This window comes from Nostoc sp., assembly GCF_036917975.1.
Classification (GTDB): Bacteria; Cyanobacteriota; Cyanobacteriia; order Cyanobacteriales; family Nostocaceae; genus Nostoc.
Genome location: NZ_JBALEJ010000106.1, coordinates 45693 through 65429, shown reverse-complemented (window position 1 = coordinate 65429; position 19737 = coordinate 45693). Strand labels below are relative to the sequence as shown.

Here is a 19737-nt window from a genome sequence, read left to right as displayed (position 1 = left end):
ATCGAAAAAATTGATAAATTCTTCCTATTCTAATTGCCAAATCTCAAATTAAAATAACCCAATATCATACCACAAAATATTTATGCAAGAGTTCTTATAAAAGAACAGCCTGATCTTACTGCTGGTGCAATCGGTATAGCTGTTGCAACAGGTGTTGCTTTAATTGGAGCCGCTCCAGCATTTATTGTTGTTGGCTCTGGATTTCTAACTTGGCTAGCTATTAGAATAGCTTTGTCAATTGATTAAATTGAATTATCTAGTTTCAAATAGTCAGGCATTTATTTTAGGAATAACCCAAAATGCAATCTCCATCTCAAGATAATAATTATTCAGATAATAGCGCACAACAATCATCAAGTCTCAGTTGAACGCGCTGAAGGTTGGTTAAAATTGCTCCGTATAACTCCATTACCACCAGTTATCTATATCGCTGCAAAAGTTGTAACAACTCTGCTATTATCCGCCATAATTATTACCTTAATTATGATACTAGGGATTTGGCGCTTAAAAATAGATATTAATCCTGAACAACTATTGCTTCTTGTCTTCAGCTTAGTGTTGGGAGTGATACCTTTTGCTGTTTTTGGTCTAGCACTAAGTTATTTAACAGAACCTAAAAGTTATGACTCTATTGCTGGATTATCTATTCCACTTGGGTTAGCAAGTTGTGGTGCTTTACCTCTAACTAATCCACGTTATTTACAGGATTTAGTTGCTTTCTCCCCTTTTTATCACTATAGAGAACTAACACTATGGGCAGCAGGTCTAGATTATGACAAACATCTGTTATTGCATTTCCTATGGCTATTATGGGCTGGAGGAATGTTTGGATTGATCGCTGTATGGGCGTATAAACGCGATTCAGTAATTCAATAGCGTTTTCTTGTCTATATAGAACATCATGCGATCGCCTATTGTAGTGATGAGAGCGATCGCTTCAGCTTCACCAATATCCAGTTCATTGCTGAGTGCTTCAACCAGTAAAAGAGCATCACTGCAATTTCCTGCTTCATTTCGCCTTCAGTCATTCGAGTTGCGGTTAATACTTCATTAGGAATGACGACGTTCATAATTACAATCCTCAGTATAATATCGTCCCATTCGGAAGGAGTCATTATGGCATCCAAGAAATACTACGCCGTTTTTAAAGGTCGAAAGACAGGTATATTCACAAGCTGGGAGGAATGTGATGAACATATCGCAGGTTTTAGTGGTGCGTTGTACAAATCTTTTAAGACTAGAGAAGAAGCAGAAGTAGCATTGGAGCTTGCAGAACAGAATTTTATCATTACTAGTGAGCAGAAAGAAGTAAAACAGCAGGAAACAAAAACCAAAATTTTTCCTGCAAAAGAGTTAATTATGGATAGCGTTTGTGTTGATGCTTCATGTTTAGGTAATCCTGGGTACGTTGAATATAAAGGAATTGATACAGCAACACGGAAAGTAATTTTCCATAAAAGTCCAATGCCAAACGGAACAAATAATCTTGGAGAGTTTTTGGCTATTGTTCATGCTCTTGCATACCTCAAGAAACAAGGTAGGGATATACCTATTTATTCTGATTCAGAGGTAGGTATTCTTTGGGTAATCAACAAGAAAGTCAGAACAAAGTTAACCCGAAGTATGGACAATGAAGAAATATTTAATTTGGTAGATAGAGCATTAACGTGGTTAGAAAATAATGAGTATACCAATCCTATCCTCAAATGGAATACTGTCTCTTGGGGCGAGATTCCAGCAGATTTTGGTCGTAAATAAGCTTGCGTCTAGGAGTGAGGCAACATGACATTATAATACATAACCTATAAAGCGATCGCATCAAATCACGGTTGAAAATATGGAAGGCTCTAGTTCAGCCAATCTAATCCCAAATACAGAAAATGCAGTCGTTGATATTTGTAAACTGCGTGACTACTGCCTCAATCCAGAGCATGATGAAGGGAAACATAAAGCTCGTGTTTTTTCCTCAACTCTAGGTATAACATCTGACGATGCTCAAGAATTGCACCAGATTATTCTTAAAGTTGTCAAAACTCATGAAGTTCTCTTGCAACGGTGCGATGAATTTGGACAACGCTACACTCTAGATTTCACGTTGGAATGGCAAGATAGAAGTGCGACTATTCGGAGTGGTTGGATTATTGAAGAAGGTTCTGATGTCCCAAGATTAACAACCTGTTATCCTCTGTAAATATTTGGAAGTGATAGAAGATGAGTAAAAATACAATCAAGTTCCTGGATGTAGTAGCACTGACAGTTGATTTACCTGAATACAACCTGTACCGTGGTCAAGTTGGCACAGTAGTAGAATTATTAGCTGGTGGTGCTGCATTTGAAGTTGAATTTAGCGATCGCAATGGCCGCACTTATGAATCTGTCGGTTTACGCCCAGAGCAAATTATGGTGTTACATTTTGAGCCAGCATCCCCTGATTCAGTCCCGGAAATGGTGACAGCCTAAGCGATACCAGCAAAGCGATCGCATCTGGTAATTTTAAGAGCCATGCCAAGATAGATAGAAAGTAGAGAGCGAAATAATGCTAAAAACATTCAGAGCTTGGTTGAAAGGAAGTTGTTTAGAGTGGATTGATGATGTACCAACATTGGGAGAGCAACAAATCCCGGTTCATGTTACATTGCTCGAAAATGAATCAGTCATAGATAAACAAGGACGGGGACGAAGAATGGCTGAAATATTAGAAAAACTTGCTGTAAGTCAAGCTTTGACTGATGTTGATCCAGTTATTTGGCAGCAAGAAACTCGTCAAGACCGTTCACTTCCGGGACGATAAAACGTGCTGATCGATAGCAATATTATTATATATTCTGCTCAACCAGAAAACGCCCAATTGAGAGATTTAATTGCTGAATATGCGCCTGCGGTATCAGCACTCAGTTAAATGTAAGTGTTAGGCTATCATCTGCTTCAAGAGGAACAACGCCAGTATTTTGAGGAGTTTTTTCAAGTTGCTCAGGTTTTAGCAATCTCTCAAGATGTGTTAAATCAAGCGGTAATTCTGCGACAACAGAAACGAATGACTTTAGGTGATGCAATTATTGCCGGCACTGCTTTGGCGTATAAACTAATTTTGATAACAAGAAATACAGATGATTTCCGTTGGATTACGCAGATGAGATTGTGGAATCCGTTTGAGTCTGATAAACCGAGTTAAGAGAAAAGTGCGTAGACGTAGCCTGTCCTAGACATCGCATCTGGTATTTTGAGAGCGATCGTTTAACTTACCACTTTGGTTCTTGGTGCAGGTGCGCCACGCAGCATTCCTTCTGTGCTAAGGTCTTCATCAATTTCTTCCCAATGAATACCGTAGCCACCCCCGCAGGTTTCCCATTTTAATCGTTGTTCAAGGGTAGCATTGAGCAGCCTGGGATACCAAACTAATGGCACTGTGATTGTTCGCCCATCCATCAAGTCAACACTGATAGTCTCTTCAGTAAAACGTACATCTTTAACTCTCTCATCCGCCCGAACTGCCAAAATACCCATCCCAAGCCTCCAAAAATTTTGCTTGATTTTCTTGTACCAACCCTTCTAATTTTCGCAGTTCTTTGGGGCTAAAGCCAATGCTACTTGATAAACTGACCTGCTCAAGCCAAAACTTAGCTGTTGAGTCATCCCGATCAATATGAATGTGGGGTGGCTCATTAGGTTCATGGCTATAAAAGTAGAAGCGGTAGGCACCAATTCTTAAAATTGTTGGCATACTTCAAGACTACATCAAAGCTATTTATTGTTTTTTATTACACATATATTTGAAAGCGCGTAGTCTACTGCCATAGGCATCGCATTAAAAATTATTGACAAAATCATGGTTAGTAATCACAATGTAATTACAAATTAGGAAAACTATACTTATGGGGACAGCAATTAGAACCCGTATTGTTAAAATCGGCAACTCTCAAGGTATTCGCATTCCTAAACTTCTGCTGGAACAAAGTGGTATCGGTGAAGAGGTGGAAATTGAAATTCAAGATTGTCATCTAATTGTCCGTGCTGCCGCGCAATCGCGTAAAGGGTGGGAAGAAGCATTTGCAACAATGGCGAACCAACACGACGATGCACTGCTAGATGATACCGTAACGACAGAGTGGGAGCATCTAGAGTGGGAGTGGTAGTCAATCGATTTGATGTGTTTTTGGTTAACCTCGACCCAACGATTGGCAGTGAGATTCAGAAGACAAGACCCTGTCTAATAATTTCACCAGATGAGATGAACAAATATATTGCTACGGTTATTGTTGCTCCGATGACAACTAAAGGACAGTCTTATCCAACTCGTGTTGCTTGTGAGTTTCAGGGCAAGGATAGGCAAATTGTTCTAGATCAAATTCGTACAGTTGACAAAACTCGATTAGTCAAAAAGCTAGGTCAGATTGACTCTGATGAAAAAAAAGCAGTTTTAGATACCTTGGCTGAAATGTTTGCTGAATAATATGCCTAACAATCGTGTACATCGATTGTTATGCTATCCATAGCAATAGTACTAATTCTTGATGAATACGAATTATATAACGTCTCTGCTTATCTTCAACATTTTATTTCCACCAGGCTGTAGTTCGTATTCAACGTTTTCAATCTCTATATTGTAACCTTTTGAAGTGTAATATTTAACTATTTCATCTAAATGTTGTGAATGTTTCCACATTAAAGTTATCAAGGGAAAAATTCGGACTTCTTTAGCAATACGCAACATCTCATCTACTGAACTTAAGTGAAAATCGTAGTCGAGATGGTCTGAATATAAAAATAATAAATGTGAGCAGATGGCTAGATCAAATTCTTGACTATTATACGCCAATTGCGGCAACTCACCGACTATATACCTGTTGCTCTTTTTGCCAGTTTCATAATCAGATAAAAATTCTTGAATAACTTTAACTCGATTGTGTCGCAAATCCTCAGGGGATTTATGATAGCTCCATACCCAATCATTGGATGTCGCCTTGACTTGGTTAATGATGTTATCTACCACTTCATTAAATCTCTGCAATATTTCATTACTAGAAAATTGGTATAGTGGATCAACAGAAACTACACGTTTACCCTGACGTGTCATTTCTGCATTAAAGCTTGCTGGCCCATCCCCAATGCCAATGATGCTTTTGTTTAAATCTGCGTTTGTTAAATTGAATATTTTTATATACTCATCCATTGACCTACCAAAAGGAACTACTTTCTCTAAAACCATTGCCATAAAATTCACCTCATAAATAGACTGATGAAACAGGATAATAGCAAACTCAAAATCTTTGATGTACTGCTAGACGGCAATCATTCAGAAGCACATCAAGTTCTTTGACAACCTTCAAGGGATTTCTACCTCTAAATACAGCAGCAACAGCAGCTTCATAAGGATTTCTACCTGTTCTTTTGACAGCATCTATTGCAGCTTTATTTGATAATCCTCGGACACTAACTAGCCAAGCCGCTAACACCTGTCCAGTACGTCCAATTCCACCAGCGCAATGTACAACAACTTTCTCATTTTGTTTATCGGCTTCTATTAAGAAAGGAAGTATTTTCTGGGTGAGGTTTTCTAAATCAGATAAATGAAAATCTGCAATTGGTGCAGAGCAAACTAGCTGATTACCAAATTCCTGTTTGTATATGCCGAGAAGATCGGAGTAAGAAGCTAGCTGTTGTTCAGCAAGAAGGCAGCAAACATGCTTGATATCTTGGCGCTTCATGAATTCTACCCAATCCTGAACGTTCTTGTCAGTGTATCCAGGTCGCGCAGCACCAAAGACTATTTGCTCTTTCTCCCAAGCTGGGGCAAACTTGTACATATCTAACTGTCTAGAGTCGAGGTAGGTAAATCTCATCAATGGCAGAAAATGGCGATCGCAGCAATAGCAACGATTCAAATCAAAGTCCCCAATCCGTATCTAGTTGCTACAGTCGGGGTGAAAAATACTAAGCTGGTAGATAGCACGTTAAAACTTTAGCGGAAATTCCCAATCGCATTCATCGGCGGTTTAGAATTCTCCATTGGCGAACTACCTGTAATTACATTATGTTTGATGCATTATCTGACCGTTTAGAATCCGCCTGGAAAAAACTGCGGGGACAGGACAAAATTTCTCAATCCAACATTCAAGATGCATTGCGCGAAGTGCGCCGCGCCTTGTTGGAAGCAGATGTTAACCTCCAGGTAGTCAAAGATTTTATTAGCGAAGTCGAAGCTAAGGCACAGGGCGCCGAGGTGATTACTGGCGTGCGACCTGACCAACAGTTTATCAAAATTGTTCACGATGAACTGGTGCAGGTGATGGGAGAAGAAAATGTTCCCATCGTAGAAGCCCAGGAACAGCCTACGATTATTCTGATGGCTGGGTTGCAAGGTACTGGTAAAACCACAGCTACCGCTAAATTAGCCTTACATCTGAGAAAATTAGATCGTAGCTGTTTGTTGGTGGCGACAGACGTATATCGCCCAGCAGCGATCGATCAATTGCTAACCTTGGGTAAGCAAATTGACGTACCAGTATTTGAACTAGGAAGCGATGCCGATCCCGTAGAAATCGCAAGGCAAGGTGTAGAACGCGCCAGGGCAGAAGGTGTAAACACAGTAATTATTGATACTGCTGGTCGTCTGCAAATTGACGAAGATATGATGGCGGAATTAGCCCGCATCAAAGCAACTGTCCAACCCCATGAAACTCTGTTGGTGGTGGATGCGATGACTGGTCAAGAAGCCGCAAATCTTACCCGCACCTTCCACGATCAGATTGGCATTACTGGGGCGATTCTCACCAAATTAGATGGTGATAGCCGTGGCGGTGCAGCGCTTTCTGTGCGGAAGATTTCGGGAGCGCCGATTAAATTTGTAGGCGTGGGCGAGAAAGTCGAGGCACTGCAACCGTTTTATCCCGATCGCATGGCATCGCGGATTCTCGGTATGGGCGATGTGCTAACCCTGGTGGAAAAAGCCCAAGAAGAGTTTGACTTAGCCGATGCTGAGAAAATGCAAGAGAAAATTTTGTCAGCAAAGTTTGACTTTACTGACTTTCTCAAGCAGTTACGGATGCTGAAGAACATGGGTTCTCTGGGAGGCTTGATCAAGATGATCCCAGGGATGAACAAGCTTTCAGACGATCAACTCAAGCAAGGAGAAACCCAGTTAAAGCGCTGTGAGGCGATGATTAACTCCATGACTCGCCAAGAACGCCATGACCCCGATTTATTAGCCAGTTCTCCCAGTCGGCGGCGGCGGATTGCTGCTGGCTCTGGCTATAGAGAGTCAGATGTGACTAAACTGGTGGGTGATTTCCAAAAAATGCGATCGCTCATGCAGCAAATGGGTCAAGGCGGCTTTCCTGGAATGCCGGGAATGTTCGGTGGTGGCGGTATGGGTAACGCCTTCGCTGGCGCTGGGAACCGTCCCCCTGCCCCCGGATGGCGAGGTTATGATGGTGCCCCAGCTGCGAAAAAGAAAAAACCCAAAGATAAAAAGAAAAAAGGCTTTGGCAATCTTTAGCCAAGAGTCATTAGTCATTGGTAGTTTGCTAATGACCGAATGGCACTAAGAAAAGGTGAAAGGCTTGTGTCACCTCGTTCCCAGTGTTCAGACTGGGAATGTATTCCAAGGGGCTGCTGCCTCTGGTCAGCCCACTGGAGGCGGAGCCTCCAAGAATGGGTTCCCAGCCTCCAGGCTGGGAACCAGTTAGGGCAAAGCTTATAGCTTTTCTTAGTGCCATTCGCTAATGACCAATGACAAAGGACAAAGGACAAATGACATAAGGACTAATAGCAGCAAATGCTAGGCAGTGCTAAAATTAGCATTTCGACCTCAGAATTTATCAGCAGAGGAAACTAACCCTCAATTTCTCGGCAACAGCCAGATTTAGGTTACTTCCTTTTAAACAACAGGAGAATGATTCTTCAACCATGATCAAACTGCGCTTGAAACGATTCGGTAAAAAGCGGGAAGCAAGTTACCGCATTGTCGCCATTAACAACCTCGCTCGCCGCGATGGCCGTCCCTTAGAAGAATTGGGTTTTTATAACCCCAGAACTGATGAAGTGCGACTAGACGTTCCCGCCATCGTCAAGCGACTACAACAAGGCGCTCAACCCACTGACACCGTTCGTCGCATTCTAGTAAAAGCTAATGTTTTTGAGCAGGTCAGTGCAACAGCCGCATCATAATTTCGGAACAAAACTCCCAACAGCTAGCCCTAACTATGTTGAGCTAGTTCGCTTTTTGGTGCAGCCGTTTTTGGAATCTCCAGAGACTTTAAGCGTCGATTGTGAAATTTCTCAGTCCCTCAAACGGGTTTGGGTTCGCATCGCCTTTGAAAGCACAGATAAAGGGAAAGTGTTTGGTCGAGGGGGACGCAATATTCAGGCGATTCGTACAGTAATTGCCGCAGCCGCAGCCGCAGCTGGGCAATCAACATACCTGGATATCTATGGCAGCACTACTCCAGGCCGCGAGGGTATGTCTTTTGATGAAGACACAGAAGAGCGATCGCCACCGCCGACTAAGAGAGAACCGCGTACAAATGATGGGCCTAAACCCATTGTTAAACCGCGCCTCCGCTAGGTTGAAACTAGATAGTAAATCTGAGCGGTTGTTGTTACCTCCGCTCAGAATTTTTACAAAGATGGAAAGTAGCAAAAAGATTTTTGGATCTTTTTTTAAACTCTTCACTGAATTTTAGATTTTAAATTTTGGATTTTGGATTAATTCAAAATCCAAAATTGATTCACCAGTAGCATACTAGCTAGATTGTAGGGTCATACAACCGATTAAGTTGTTGCAAAAATTTTTCAAACAAAATGTTAAGTAATCAAAGCATAAATTCGCCTTTAGCGAGAAAATATTAACCTTTGTCAAAAACAGATCCTCACCAATTAAAAAATCCTATGGCAGGTGCCTTAACAATTCAACTGCCGAATATTCCTAGTGCGATCGCTCTTGCGGGAGATGGAGAAGAAAATCTCAAATTCCTATCTCGCCAAACAGGAGCCACTTTAGTGTTACGCGGACAGGAATTAGTGATTTCTGGTACTGAAGGGCAAATTGATCTGGCTTCTCGATTAGTGCGATCGCTTGAAGACCTCTGGATTAAAGGTAATACTATCTCCAGTGCCGATATTTTAACAGCCCGTCAAGCTATAGATAGCGATCGCCAAGGAGAACTGCAAGATTTACAGCGAGATGTCCTCGCCAAAAGTCGCCGGGGTGAAGAAGTCCGTGCCAAAACCTTTCGCCAGCGTCAATATATCGACGCACTCCGTAAACGCGATCTCACTTTCGGCGTTGGCCCTGCCGGTACTGGCAAAACTTATCTCGCTGTTGTTGTCGCCGTGCAAGCACTCCTTGCCAACCAAGTTGAAAAGCTAATTTTAACTCGCCCTGCTGTCGAAGCTGGTGAAAAACTCGGTTTTTTGCCTGGAGACTTACAGCAGAAAGTTAATCCCTATCTTCGCCCACTTTACGATGCTATTTATGAATTCATCGACCCAGAAAAAATACCCAGTTTAATGGAACGCGGTGTGATTGAGGTTGCACCACTCGCCTATATGCGCGGACGTACCCTTAATAACGCCTTTATAATTGTCGATGAAGCGCAAAATACTACACCCGCTCAGATGAAAATGGTTTTGACTCGTTTGGGTTTCCGTTCGCGGATGGTGATTACAGGCGACATGACACAAACTGATTTACCACTTCACCAACAATCAGGTTTAGGGGTGGCTTTACAAATTTTAAAACATGTTGAAGGCATTGCCTTTTGCGAATTTTCTCAAAAAGATGTTGTGCGCCATCCTTTAGTTCAGCGTATTGTGGCTGCTTATGAACAATATGAAAAATAGGAATTGGGGATTGGGGATCGGGGATTGGGTATTAATTAGGACTCATCGTTTAACCAACGACAAATAACAAATGACAAAGGACAAATGACAAATGACCACAACATTGAAAGAATTTTTAGCGGCTTGTGAGACTTTGGGAACTTTGCGTTTAATTGTTACTAGCAGTGCTGCTGTATTAGAAGCACGGGGCAAAATTGAAAAGTTATTTTATGCAGAACTCCCCAAAGGTAAATATGCAAATATGCACACCGAAGGCTTTGAGTTTCACTTGAATATGGATAAAATTATTCAAGTGAAATTTGAAACTGGTGAGGCAAAAAGAGGTAATTTTACTACCTATGCAATTCGCTTTTTAGATGAGAAACAAGAATCTGCTTTGAGCCTATTCTTACAATGGGGTAAACCGGGGGAATATGAACCCGGGCAGGTGGAAGCTTGGCAGACTCTAAAAGAGAAGTATGGTGAAGTTTGGGAACCTTTACCAGCAGAAATTTAATATTGATAGTTGGTAATTGTGGAAAACTAAATTTTCAATTACCAGTTATTTTATTTAACTAAGGCAAGGTCATGAAACTAAAAAATATAGGTTTTATTATATCAAAGTTTTAATTAGGTTAGCAATCTCAGGTTGCATTGATTTCCAAGCTGAAAAAATTCTAATCAATTGAATCACTTGAAGAAGAATAATTAAGCTTACAATAATTCCAACTAATAAACATAGAAAGAAGTACTCATACTTAAAAGAGTAACAGACAACAAGAATCATTGGTAAAATATATCCAACCAATACTGCTGGTAACAATCTAACCACTTTCATCTGAGAAAGGAATAAAGTTGGTGTACAAAGCCAACACCAATCTTGAAAATCATGATTTACGAAGATAACATACGGGCTTGTTTTACTTTTGGTATATGCCCAAACAAGTGATACTCGTTGTCCTTCTCTAACTTTAACATCAGCGCCAGACAACTTTATCTGAGTTTCCCTTCCATTGCCTTCTTTAAGCCAGAATTCTGTAATTATTTCGATTCTAGACGTTACACCATCACCGTCTCCAGAAACATGGGTTGTTGTGTACTTTTGAACTCCTAAAGCAGTTCCATAAATTCGCTCCCAAGAAATATTTTTTCCATTAACTTTTAGCTGGTGTAATGTTTTGTTTAGCATTGTTATTATGTCTGTGATTAAGGTTCAATCTCGACAAAGTTTCTGTCAGATTAAGCTAGATGTATTAATAAGACAATCATTATTTGACTAAATTATACACTCATAATAATTTGGTCAAATAAGCTAAATTGAGAAAAGTCTCTATAATGAAATGTTTCCAAAGCTCGGAGATTTTTAGAATGAAATGGACACTTGACGAAGCCCAAAAACAGCTACCCTCAATAATTCATGCGACTAGTCAAGAACCTCAGCTAATCTATACTGAAGAGAAATTGGTGGCCGCAATTCTAGATCCTGAGCTTTTTCGAGAATTTTTAAACTGGCGACAAAAAGCTACGAAAACATCTCTAGCTCAAGTCTTTAAAGAACTTCAGCAGTTATGTACTGAAGAAGATTATAGCTTAGAGATACCACTACGAAGCGACCGTAACAATCCTTTTATTGAAGACGAGGATGAGTAATCTTTGCGACACTAATATTATCAGTGAGTTGACTCGTCCGATTCCAAATCCAGGGGTGATAACATGGAGCGGCACTGTGACATCTATTAACTTAAGTGTTATTACAATTGAGGAAATTTATTATGGTTTAACAGCGAAGCCTAATTCTAGAATCCAAAACTGGTTTGAAAACTTTCTTACAACTCACTGTCAAATTTTCCCCATCACCTCAGAAATTGCCAAGTGTTCGGGTGAATTGAGAGGCTTTTTGAGGACTCAAGGTAAACCCCGTTCGCAAGCTGATATACTGATTGCAGCAACAGCTAAAATACATTCCATGACTCTTATTACTAGAAATATTAAGGATTTTGAGGGTTGTGATATCTATACATTGAATCCATTTCAGCTATAACAATTGTGACAATAGAATAGTCTTATTGACATTATAAGACCGCCTTGAGGCGCTCTCACTAAAATCAATAAGAGTCGATGCTATAGATTAATTTTTAATCAATAAATAATAAACGTTAAATATAAAATTGCTAATGTTTTTTATCAAAGCGATTTGGAGTTTTTGCTTAATTGCTTTTTTCCTGCTATGGAGTGGAGAAGCTGAAGCCGGAGAGTTATCTGAACGATTAGCAAATTTTCCCCAGTGGGAAAAATTAACCTCTGTGCAGCCAGCATCGGGAGATTTAGTTTACCCTGAATGGATGGCTGGTACTTGGAAAGTTAGAAGTACTTTAGTAGATTTAGCTGCGCCTTTAGCACCAGAGATTGTAACACCAGGGTTTGAAGGTAATCGCCGACAATTAAATCAGCCTGTGAGTTTTGTAGTAAGATTTGTAAAAGAACAACCATCTATTACTGGACTAAAAATATTTCCCCAGATAGATTACAAATCCCCAATTTTAGTAGCAGATAGAGCATTTAATAGCTTGAATTTGGCAAGGGCTTATTTAGGGGATGAAGCAGTGTTATTAGTCAAAGTAGATCCAGATTCACCTAATCGTCAAATTACATTCTTGCGTAGCAGTCGGCAACTAGTTTCTATTGTGACTGCACGAGGCACAGAAAATCCCCCTGATGGCAAATTTATCACCACAGAAGTGTTTCAACAACTATTTAAAGGTGGTTCACGCCCCTATTTAAACTCTGTAGAATCTACTACGGCTTATCATAAGCTGACAACATCTAATCCAATGATTGAAGCAGATCAAGTTACTGGTGTTTATCTTTCACCCCAAGATCCAGATTACTTTAAAGCCGGTTCTCGACCAGTTGCTCTCTATCGCTATCGCCTTGAATTTTTCCCTCAATAACTACCAACTACTCCCAGAGAGTGATTTGTCATCTAGCTATTGACTCATTTGTAATACGCTTGTAGTATATAAATTCCAAGTTTACGATCGCGCTCTTGGACGGTGTGCATCATGGCCAAATTTCAAGATATTGTCAATTACTTTCGCTCTGACTGGAAACTAAGTGTTTTTAGTATCACAGCATCCAGCGTTTACGAAATTATTGATTTGGTTGTTCCTTATGCGATCGGGCAGATTTTAAACATTTTGTCTGCTCAACCATTGGATAAACCACTTCAAAGTGCGATCGCAACTTTTTCTGATATCACCAATTACCCAGCCAATAAAACTCTATCTTTGAGTATATTACTGGGTTTAGTTTTCGTTGTCACTGTACTGAGAGCGCCAACACAACCTTGGCTAACCCATTGGTTTCATTGGGATATAACCTTAAGGTTGCGTCGGCAAAAAGCCCAAACAGCCATCGAAAAAATTCTCACTCTCCCACTAGAATTTTATGATGAAAATAACCCTGGAAGGATTGCGGGAAGAATAGCTAGAGGTATTTCTAACCACACTTTTACGTACCCTGAAATTGCGGGACAATTGATTCCTAAACTAGTTCGGGTGCTGGGAATTTTCGTGTTTATCTTAGTGATTGAGTGGCGAATTGCGATTTTATATCTGATTTCCTTTGCGGTGATTCTTAGCTTTACCTTGAAGGATTTAAAGCAGCTAATTTGGCACGAAACTATTCTGGATAAATATGGAGAGGATACAGAAAGTCGCAATTCCGAACTGATTACCAACATCAAAACGGTGAAGGCATTTGCTACAGAAGCTAACGAACTGAAGCGGCAAAAGCAACGTTTAGATCGTGAACTAATGGTGGTTGAGTATCGTGTTCATAAAGGTTATACGAAACTAGCTACTTGGCAAAGAACTGTAATTCAGTTCTGCGTATTTACTATCCTGGGTTTGACTCTAGCAGCAACAGCAGACGGTAGAATTTCTCTCGGTCACTTTGTGATGACCTTAACTCTTTCTAGCATGGCTTATGCCGAATTAGAACCTATTAGCAATTTGGCAGAACTTTTTGCTCGTCGTTATTCTTCCATGCTGCGGTTTCACGAATTTCTCCAAGAGCCAACTGCACCTGATTCAGCTAGTCTTTTAGAAGAGAGCAACCAGACAGAATCACCTTATAAATTTACTGGAAAAGTTGAGTTATCACACGTCAGTTTTGGATATGATGCCAACCGTCAAGTTTTACAAGATATCAACTTGTTGATTGAGCCATACCAAACAGTGGCGTTAGTAGGGCGTTCCGGTTCTGGTAAGTCTACTTTAGTGAAATTGCTGTTGCGATATTTTGAACCTCAATCAGGTCAAATTCTGATTGATGGTCAAGATATTCGCACTTTGAATGTGGGTAAATATAGACGAAGGTTAGCGATCGTTCACCAAGAAGTAGACGTTTTCAACGGTACTATATTGGATAACCTCACCTATGGTAGGACAAATGCCACCTTGGAGCAGGTTAAGGAAGCCTGTAGAATTGCCAGAGTCGATGAAGTAGTGCAGCACTTACCCCAAGGTTATTACACCGTTGTAGGAGAACGAGGTGTCAGGCTATCTGGAGGACAAAGACAGCGCTTGGGAATTGCGAGGGCGTTGCTAGTGGAACCGGACGTGCTGATTTTTGACGAAGCCACCTCTAGTTTAGATTATGAGTCTGAGCGTTCAATTCAGCTAGCGATGCGATCGATTCAGGGTACTTGCACCACCATTGTGATTGCCCACCGTTTAAGTACAGTACGAGAAGCCGATAAAATTGTAGTTCTGGAGCAAGGAGAGATTGTAGAAGTAGGTAGCCACGATGAACTCTTGCGTCACGAAGGTATTTACCGCCGCTTGCACTCCCTACAAGAAACAGGAGAACTCCTAAGTTAGGGGAGATACACATTTTGGATTTTGGATTTTGGATTTTAGATTGACTCCATGAATCAATCTGCTTGATTAAATCGACTTTATTGTATTGTCAATAAGGTCGATTTTTTCCAATTGTCTTCAACAGTGTTTTGTACAAGACTGGAAATTTTGAGCCAACAGTCATAATGTATACAATATGTGATAATAGATTTCAGATAAAAGTCAATGTCTACTGAACTCTGTCTGCCTAAGTAATGCAAGAAACAAGGCTTGCCATTTCCGTGTGCGTAAGTATATAAGTAAACTACCCACCACCATATTGCTCTTAGGAACGTGGATTAAATAAAATGCAAAACTTCATCCTGTCTCTAGCTTCCCTCTCCTTTATAAGGAGAGGGATTAAGGGTGAGGTAGTTAGGGACATAAATTGTATGTTATTTAATTCTTATTCCTTAGCAATATGGTGGGGGCGATTAATTGCCCAGAGTTTACCCGACAAGCGTGTTGAATCACTACGATTTTAAGGTCATCTCACCTACAAATACGCAGCCAGTTTGTAGCTCTGAGGTCAACGATTAAACTATATTATTTGTGACTATAACTAAAATTACTCCTGGACAAACACTTACTTCCACACAAAAAGTTGGCTTAGATTTAGTTGCTGTTTTGGGTGGGGGACGAGATGTTGTTTTGGCGATTGATTTGACAGAAAGCGTGGGATTAAATGATGAAGGTCGTATCCGCTTACGTCAAATCATTCAAGATAGCCTGAAGCCTGGAGACACTGTATACATTATTCCTTTTGCTCAAGATGTAGTTTTAAGTGAAGTTAAATTGGGTGTAAATCCGTTGGGAACACCCATCTACTTTATTAGTAATAATCAAGAAAATATTGACAAAATTTTAGCAAAAATACCTTCACCAGACCCAAAATACTACGGTACAGATATTCAGCAAGCTGAATTCACTATTTATCAAGGTCTGGCTCAGATTAATCAGAATCGCCTGCAAGAAAGCCAATATATAAAACCACAATCAGTAGTTTGGGTTACAGATGCGCCCCTATTTACCCAAGCAGGAATTCCTTCCCAAATTTGGGTAGAAACGCCTGCTAATAGCCCTTTTCGGATAGCTGAATCTCCAGAAAGTCAACAGCGACAAGCTTGGATTAAAGATTTGCCAATTCAGAAGCGATCGCTATCAATAAAAACGCAGAATAATCAACAATACAAACTCACTGTAGTCGATATTGATCCTACAGTTCAAGAATTTTGTACCCCAGCCCCAGGTAATCAAGAAACTTGTTTAGTCACACCTTATTTAATTAAAAAATTGTGGATACCTGGATTAGTTGTAATATTACTATTAGTAGGGCTAATTTTAGGTGGAGTAAAACTATATCGTCTGCAAAAAAAATGGGAGTTGATAGTTGATTTTGAAGTAACAGCAAAACCAGAAGATCAAAAATGCACTTTACCAAACAATAAACGCATTGCAATTGGTGAATATGACTCTACTTCCGTAGATTCTATTGACTGTCCAGGTGTAGAAGTTAGGGCATATTTAGAGCGCAAAGGTGAGAAGCTTTATTTAGTACCAACTAATTTGACCCCAATTTATTATAATGGTAAAGAAATTACGTCACGTACTCTCATAGATAAATCTAGGTTTCGGCTGAATTGTCCAGATTTTCGCAACCGCGACTACGAGATCATTATTAAGCTAAAAAAGTAGTATCTCTAGGGTGCATAGAATGAGTCAAACAACTACAAATGAACTTCAATATCGGGGAATAAACCGGACAATTTGTATAGGTTTAGGCGGTACTGGGCGCGATGTTTTAATGCGAATTCGGCGGTTAATTGTTGACCGTTATGGAGATTTAAGCAACCTCCCAATTGTGAGTTTTGTTCACATTGATACAGATAAAGCTGCAACACAAGTCACTGGTATTCGGACAGGAAGTACCTATCATGGCGTTGATCTCAGCTTTAAAGAGGCAGAAAAAGTCAGCGCTACAATGTCCTCCAACGAAGTTACCATGTTTGTCGAAGGATTGGAGCGGCGTTCAGAATATACTCGTCATGGCCCATACGACCATATTGCCAGGTGGTTTCCACCGCAACTATTGCGAAATATTAAAGCAGTTGAAGAAGGTGCAAAAGGCATTAGACCTGTAGGTAGGCTAGCTTTTTTCCACAATTACCAAAAGATTAAAACAGCAATTGAAAGCGCAGAAAGGCGCACAAGAGGACATGATTCCTTATTGCTGAAAGCAGGTTTAAGAGTCGAACCAGGACTGAGCATTTTTGTTGTTGGTTCTCTTTGTGGCGGGACTGGTAGCGGGATGTTTTTGGATATTGCTTATAGTCTCAGACAGCTTTATGGCGACCAAAGCGCCAAAATTTTTGGCTATTTAGTGATTAGTCCAGAATTGTATGGCAATGCTCCTAGTATGAGCGCAAATACTTACGCTGCTCTCAAAGAATTAAACTATTACAGCACACCAGGCACAAAATTTGAAGCATTTTATGACCTCCAAAATTTAGTTTTTATCCAAGAACAGCGTCCACCATTTGACTACACCTATTTAGTATCAAGTCAAACAGGAGGGGAATATTCAATTCTTGTTCAAGGTAAGCTATGTAACGTGATTGCTCATAAGATTGCTTTGGATTTTTCCAGTGAATTAGCACCAGCAATTAAAGGCAGTAGAGACAACTTTCTGCAACACATGATCCAATGTGATAAGCACCCGCGCCCCAATAGCCAGCGTTATTTAACATTCGGATTGGCGGCTATCTATTTTCCCCGTGATACTATTGTCCAAATTGCCTTAAACCGCGTTAGTTTAGAGCTAGTGAAATTTTGGCTAAACGGCAAAGGTCAAAGTCCAGATCCCCTAAAATTAATTGAACAATTTCTCATTCAATATCATTGGCACAACGACCCAGAAAATAAAGATAATTTCACTACTAAGCTAGCAGAATCAGTTCAAGAAAATAATAAGAGTTTTCGCAATACTATTAGTATTTGGAGAAATAAATTAGATCGGCAAATTTCCGAGTGTCAGAAACGCGATAATCGTAATGATATTCGCGGACAGTTGCCAAGGGAATTTAGAGAGCAATTCCGTAAAGTTCAGCCTGGTGAAACTGAAAGCACTAGAGGTATTTGGCTGACAAGACTGCTACAAATTTCTCCAAATATTACCAAGGAGCTAAAGACTAATATTGATGATTATCTGAGTCAGTTACTCACGCCAACAGATTCTACTTTTTCCATTAAAAGTGTCCGTGATTGGCTAGATGCTTTGCAACATGAATTGCATAACTATCAACTAAACTTGCAAGAAAAAATCACTGATAACGGTGGAATGAAAATCTTGGAAGATTTGGAAAGAAAATGGCGAGACACTGAACAAACAATCGAGGATATTGAACATAAAGCTGGTATTCCCCTCCTCAATAATAAAAATAGTCAATTTCAAGATGAAGCCAAAAAATCCGTACAGGAAGTCTGCAAAATTATTCAGCATAATTTTGATGTCACTGTCGTTCAAGAGTCGTTAAAAATTGTTAATAATCTGCAAAAGCACGTTCAAGAGAGAACAACTCAAGTTGCTGCCTTTAGTAGCTTAGTAGAAGATTTACAAAGTTTCTATGAAAAGCAAGATAGAGACTTAAGACAATTGAATTTTGATGAAATGAGCGGAGAAGCAATATTTGATAGTGAGGATATTGATCGCTGTTATCAAAATATTTTGCCAGAAGATGATTTACGTCGCCAGTTTGTGCTAGTAAGTTCGACAATTACAGAACAAACTGGTAGAGGACAATCTTTGGTAAGTTTTATAGACAGAGAACGCACTACTCCAGAACAGTTGCAAAAAGAAATTGACCTGAAAGTTGATAAATTATTTGCTTCTCGGAGTATTAATATTGTCAACTCTGTGATTAAGCGTTTTATGCAAAACTACTCTCTAGCAGTACGTTCAACTCGTTTAGCGCAAGTTATACAGGAAGCTGAACCTCTCTTGCGTTTAAATTTAACTGACCCCTATTTCCGGGAAGACCCTGCTAAAAGTAGTAAGCTAGTCGGTTTTAAAGATACAGATGAATTAGAAGTACGACAGTTTAAAACTTTGCTGACACAGGATATAGGAGTAGAAGTAAGTGTCTTAAAAGCAACACAAGCTGAAGACGAAATTTTAATTGTAAATGAGTATGCTGGTTTTCCTCTCAGACTAATTAGTAGTCTAGCAAGAATGAGAAACCCCTACCTGCGTGAACAACATTCTCCAACATCTTTTCTTCATAACGACTATAACGCTTCATTTCCTGACATTATTCCGCCTGATGCTAGAAAAATGGAAGAATTGGAGGATGTTTTTTATCCTTGCCTAGCATTGGGTTTATTAGAAAAAAATCAGGATAATCAACAGTTGGAATTTCAATATCATGATCCATTACGTGATATTTATACCACTGCTTCTTTAAATACAGAGTGGAGTCAAGCTTTGGAGGAACTTGCTAATCGTAAGGACATGACTGAAGCTTTACAACAGCTTTTGAATGATGAAGTTGCTGTCATAGAAGGACAACCTGAACTTTGGGACAATAACTATCTACTTAAAGTCCGGCAATTTGTCAGAGAAGTCGATGATTTACCAGAAGATAGTGCCAATTATCCCTACAAAGCAGCAGTAGTTGGAACTCCTACAAATACAGATCCTATAGCTAAAGAGGGAATTATCAATCGCTTTCGCAGAAAGATGAATGAGCGGTTTAAAAGTTCCCCAACTCTAAGTACAAATCTAGGGAAGCAAAAAGCTATTGTAGGTGAAATAGTTGTTGATTCTCCCGTAAATTCTACTGATAACCGAGCAAAACGACGCTTAGAATTGGAGCGACTAAAACAAGACTTAGCTGACGAATTGATTACTGAAGAAGAGTACGATCGCGAGAAACAAAAAATCTTTGCTAAATACCCCCTTTAATATCTTTTTGAGGTTAGATAATATCCACGTTTTTAGCAACCTTTTCCATTATCAAGG

26 protein-coding genes are annotated in these 19737 nt (G+C 39.9%); 19 read left to right on the top strand and 7 right to left on the bottom strand.

All coding sequences use genetic code 11. The annotated features are described in order from the left end of the window. Positions 1 to 276 precede the first annotated feature (276 nt). Positions 277 to 876: an ABC transporter permease gene (locus tag V7K76_RS32510; RefSeq protein ID WP_335030388.1), complete on the top strand. Its 600-nt coding sequence runs from the start codon at positions 277 to 279 to the stop codon at positions 874 to 876. A gap of 35 nt (positions 877 to 911) precedes the next feature. On the opposite strand, the gene V7K76_RS32505 is transcribed toward V7K76_RS32510, so the two are convergent. Next, on the bottom strand, positions 912 to 1070 hold the full coding sequence (locus V7K76_RS32505; protein ID WP_334950941.1) for a hypothetical protein: 159 nt from the start codon (positions 1068 to 1070) through the stop codon (positions 912 to 914). Between the two features lie 46 nt (positions 1071 to 1116). Between V7K76_RS32505 and V7K76_RS32500 the strand changes: the two genes are divergently transcribed. The 5 genes from V7K76_RS32500 (at position 1117) to V7K76_RS32480 (ending at position 3172) form a co-directional block, all read left to right on the top strand. Further along, a complete protein-coding gene (locus V7K76_RS32500; RefSeq protein ID WP_334950943.1) occupies positions 1117 to 1758 on the top strand; it encodes a ribonuclease H1 domain-containing protein in 642 nt (213 codons plus the stop codon). A 79-nt stretch (positions 1759 to 1837) separates the two neighbouring features. Continuing rightward, positions 1838 to 2191 (top strand): DUF6883 domain-containing protein, encoded by a 354-nt coding sequence (locus V7K76_RS32495; RefSeq protein ID WP_334950945.1) that lies wholly within the window; start codon positions 1838 to 1840, stop codon positions 2189 to 2191. Between the two features lie 20 nt (positions 2192 to 2211). Beyond that, a complete protein-coding gene (locus V7K76_RS32490; RefSeq protein ID WP_334776060.1) occupies positions 2212 to 2460 on the top strand; it encodes a DUF4926 domain-containing protein in 249 nt (82 codons plus the stop codon). Positions 2461 to 2536: 76 nt separating this feature from the next. Continuing rightward, positions 2537 to 2791 carry a hypothetical protein gene (locus V7K76_RS32485; protein WP_334950947.1) on the top strand — a complete coding sequence of 85 codons (255 nt, stop codon included), beginning with the start codon at positions 2537 to 2539 and terminating at the stop codon, positions 2789 to 2791. A 114-nt stretch (positions 2792 to 2905) separates the two neighbouring features. Then, the gene (locus tag V7K76_RS32480; protein ID WP_334776058.1) at positions 2906 to 3172 is read left to right on the top strand and encodes a type II toxin-antitoxin system VapC family toxin; all 267 of its coding nucleotides are present in this window, start codon (positions 2906 to 2908) and stop codon (positions 3170 to 3172) included. Between the two features lie 62 nt (positions 3173 to 3234). On the opposite strand, the gene V7K76_RS32475 is transcribed toward V7K76_RS32480, so the two are convergent. Both V7K76_RS32475 and V7K76_RS32470 read right to left on the bottom strand, forming a co-directional pair. Continuing rightward, complete coding sequence (locus V7K76_RS32475) at positions 3235 to 3504, bottom strand: DUF2442 domain-containing protein (RefSeq protein WP_334776057.1); 270 nt, start codon at positions 3502 to 3504, stop codon at positions 3235 to 3237. Continuing rightward, positions 3476 to 3721: a DUF4160 domain-containing protein gene (locus V7K76_RS32470; protein WP_334776056.1), complete on the bottom strand. Its 246-nt coding sequence runs from the start codon at positions 3719 to 3721 to the stop codon at positions 3476 to 3478. Before V7K76_RS32470 ends, V7K76_RS32475 begins: the two co-directional genes overlap by 29 nt. Before the next feature lie 151 nt (positions 3722 to 3872). Here V7K76_RS32470 and V7K76_RS32465 point away from each other — a divergent pair, with 151 nt between their 5' ends. Then, positions 3873 to 4133, top strand: coding sequence for an AbrB/MazE/SpoVT family DNA-binding domain-containing protein (locus V7K76_RS32465; protein ID WP_334776055.1), 261 nt, complete (start codon positions 3873 to 3875; stop codon positions 4131 to 4133). Then, the gene (locus V7K76_RS32460; RefSeq protein WP_334776054.1) at positions 4127 to 4450 is read left to right on the top strand and encodes a type II toxin-antitoxin system PemK/MazF family toxin; all 324 of its coding nucleotides are present in this window, start codon (positions 4127 to 4129) and stop codon (positions 4448 to 4450) included. Before V7K76_RS32465 ends, V7K76_RS32460 begins: the two co-directional genes overlap by 7 nt. A 72-nt stretch (positions 4451 to 4522) precedes the next feature. Here V7K76_RS32460 and V7K76_RS32455 read toward each other — a convergent pair whose 3' ends face one another. Both V7K76_RS32455 and V7K76_RS32450 read right to left on the bottom strand, forming a co-directional pair. Beyond that, positions 4523 to 5212 carry an SAM-dependent methyltransferase gene (locus V7K76_RS32455; protein WP_334950953.1) on the bottom strand — a complete coding sequence of 230 codons (690 nt, stop codon included), beginning with the start codon at positions 5210 to 5212 and terminating at the stop codon, positions 4523 to 4525. Positions 5213 to 5258: 46 nt separating this feature from the next. Continuing rightward, a complete protein-coding gene (locus tag V7K76_RS32450) occupies positions 5259 to 5804 on the bottom strand; it encodes a protein-tyrosine phosphatase family protein (RefSeq protein ID WP_334776116.1) in 546 nt (181 codons plus the stop codon). 227 nt (positions 5805 to 6031) lie between these two features. On the opposite strand from V7K76_RS32450, the gene ffh reads away from it, so the two are divergent. After that, positions 6032 to 7495 carry a signal recognition particle protein gene (gene ffh / locus V7K76_RS32445; protein ID WP_334776052.1) on the top strand — a complete coding sequence of 488 codons (1464 nt, stop codon included), beginning with the start codon at positions 6032 to 6034 and terminating at the stop codon, positions 7493 to 7495. Positions 7496 to 7523: 28 nt separating this feature from the next. On the opposite strand, the gene V7K76_RS32440 is transcribed toward ffh, so the two are convergent. After that, positions 7524 to 7715, bottom strand: coding sequence for a hypothetical protein (locus V7K76_RS32440; protein ID WP_334776051.1), 192 nt, complete (start codon positions 7713 to 7715; stop codon positions 7524 to 7526). A 190-nt stretch (positions 7716 to 7905) separates the two neighbouring features. Between V7K76_RS32440 and rpsP the strand changes: the two genes are divergently transcribed. The 4 genes from rpsP to V7K76_RS32420 all read left to right on the top strand — a co-directional run bounded on the left by rpsP (position 7906) and on the right by V7K76_RS32420 (position 10336). After that, a complete protein-coding gene (gene rpsP / locus V7K76_RS32435; protein WP_292783039.1) occupies positions 7906 to 8166 on the top strand; it encodes a 30S ribosomal protein S16 in 261 nt (86 codons plus the stop codon). After that, on the top strand, positions 8129 to 8563 hold the full coding sequence (locus V7K76_RS32430; protein WP_334776050.1) for a KH domain-containing protein: 435 nt from the start codon (positions 8129 to 8131) through the stop codon (positions 8561 to 8563). Before rpsP ends, V7K76_RS32430 begins: the two co-directional genes overlap by 38 nt. A 323-nt stretch (positions 8564 to 8886) precedes the next feature. Continuing rightward, positions 8887 to 9840: a PhoH family protein gene (locus V7K76_RS32425; protein WP_334776049.1), complete on the top strand. Its 954-nt coding sequence runs from the start codon at positions 8887 to 8889 to the stop codon at positions 9838 to 9840. A 91-nt stretch (positions 9841 to 9931) separates the two neighbouring features. Beyond that, positions 9932 to 10336, top strand: a complete 405-nt coding sequence (locus V7K76_RS32420) for a ChuX/HutX family heme-like substrate-binding protein (protein ID WP_334776048.1) — start codon at positions 9932 to 9934, stop codon at positions 10334 to 10336. Positions 10337 to 10432: 96 nt separating this feature from the next. Here the strand turns inward: V7K76_RS32420 and V7K76_RS32415 are convergent, their stop codons facing one another. Then, entirely contained in the window at positions 10433 to 11008 is a 576-nt protein-coding gene (locus tag V7K76_RS32415) for a hypothetical protein (protein ID WP_334776047.1), read from the bottom strand. A 179-nt stretch (positions 11009 to 11187) separates the two neighbouring features. Between V7K76_RS32415 and V7K76_RS32410 the strand changes: the two genes are divergently transcribed. From V7K76_RS32410 to V7K76_RS32385, 6 genes are all read left to right on the top strand, one after another. Next, the gene (locus V7K76_RS32410) at positions 11188 to 11469 is read left to right on the top strand and encodes a prevent-host-death protein (RefSeq protein ID WP_334776046.1); all 282 of its coding nucleotides are present in this window, start codon (positions 11188 to 11190) and stop codon (positions 11467 to 11469) included. Continuing rightward, a complete protein-coding gene (locus V7K76_RS32405) occupies positions 11462 to 11860 on the top strand; it encodes a type II toxin-antitoxin system VapC family toxin (RefSeq protein ID WP_334776045.1) in 399 nt (132 codons plus the stop codon). The genes V7K76_RS32410 and V7K76_RS32405 overlap by 8 nt, the downstream gene beginning before the upstream one ends. Before the next feature lie 133 nt (positions 11861 to 11993). Then, the gene (locus V7K76_RS32400; protein WP_334776044.1) at positions 11994 to 12770 is read left to right on the top strand and encodes a DUF6816 family protein; all 777 of its coding nucleotides are present in this window, start codon (positions 11994 to 11996) and stop codon (positions 12768 to 12770) included. A gap of 111 nt (positions 12771 to 12881) precedes the next feature. After that, entirely contained in the window at positions 12882 to 14702 is a 1821-nt protein-coding gene (locus tag V7K76_RS32395; protein ID WP_334776043.1) for an ABC transporter ATP-binding protein, read from the top strand. 570 nt (positions 14703 to 15272) lie between these two features. Next, a complete protein-coding gene (locus V7K76_RS32390; protein WP_334776042.1) occupies positions 15273 to 16415 on the top strand; it encodes a VWA domain-containing protein in 1143 nt (380 codons plus the stop codon). 19 nt (positions 16416 to 16434) lie between these two features. Then, positions 16435 to 19680, top strand: a complete 3246-nt coding sequence (locus V7K76_RS32385; protein WP_334776041.1) for a tubulin-like doman-containing protein — start codon at positions 16435 to 16437, stop codon at positions 19678 to 19680. The last annotated feature ends 57 nt before the right edge of the window (positions 19681 to 19737 follow it).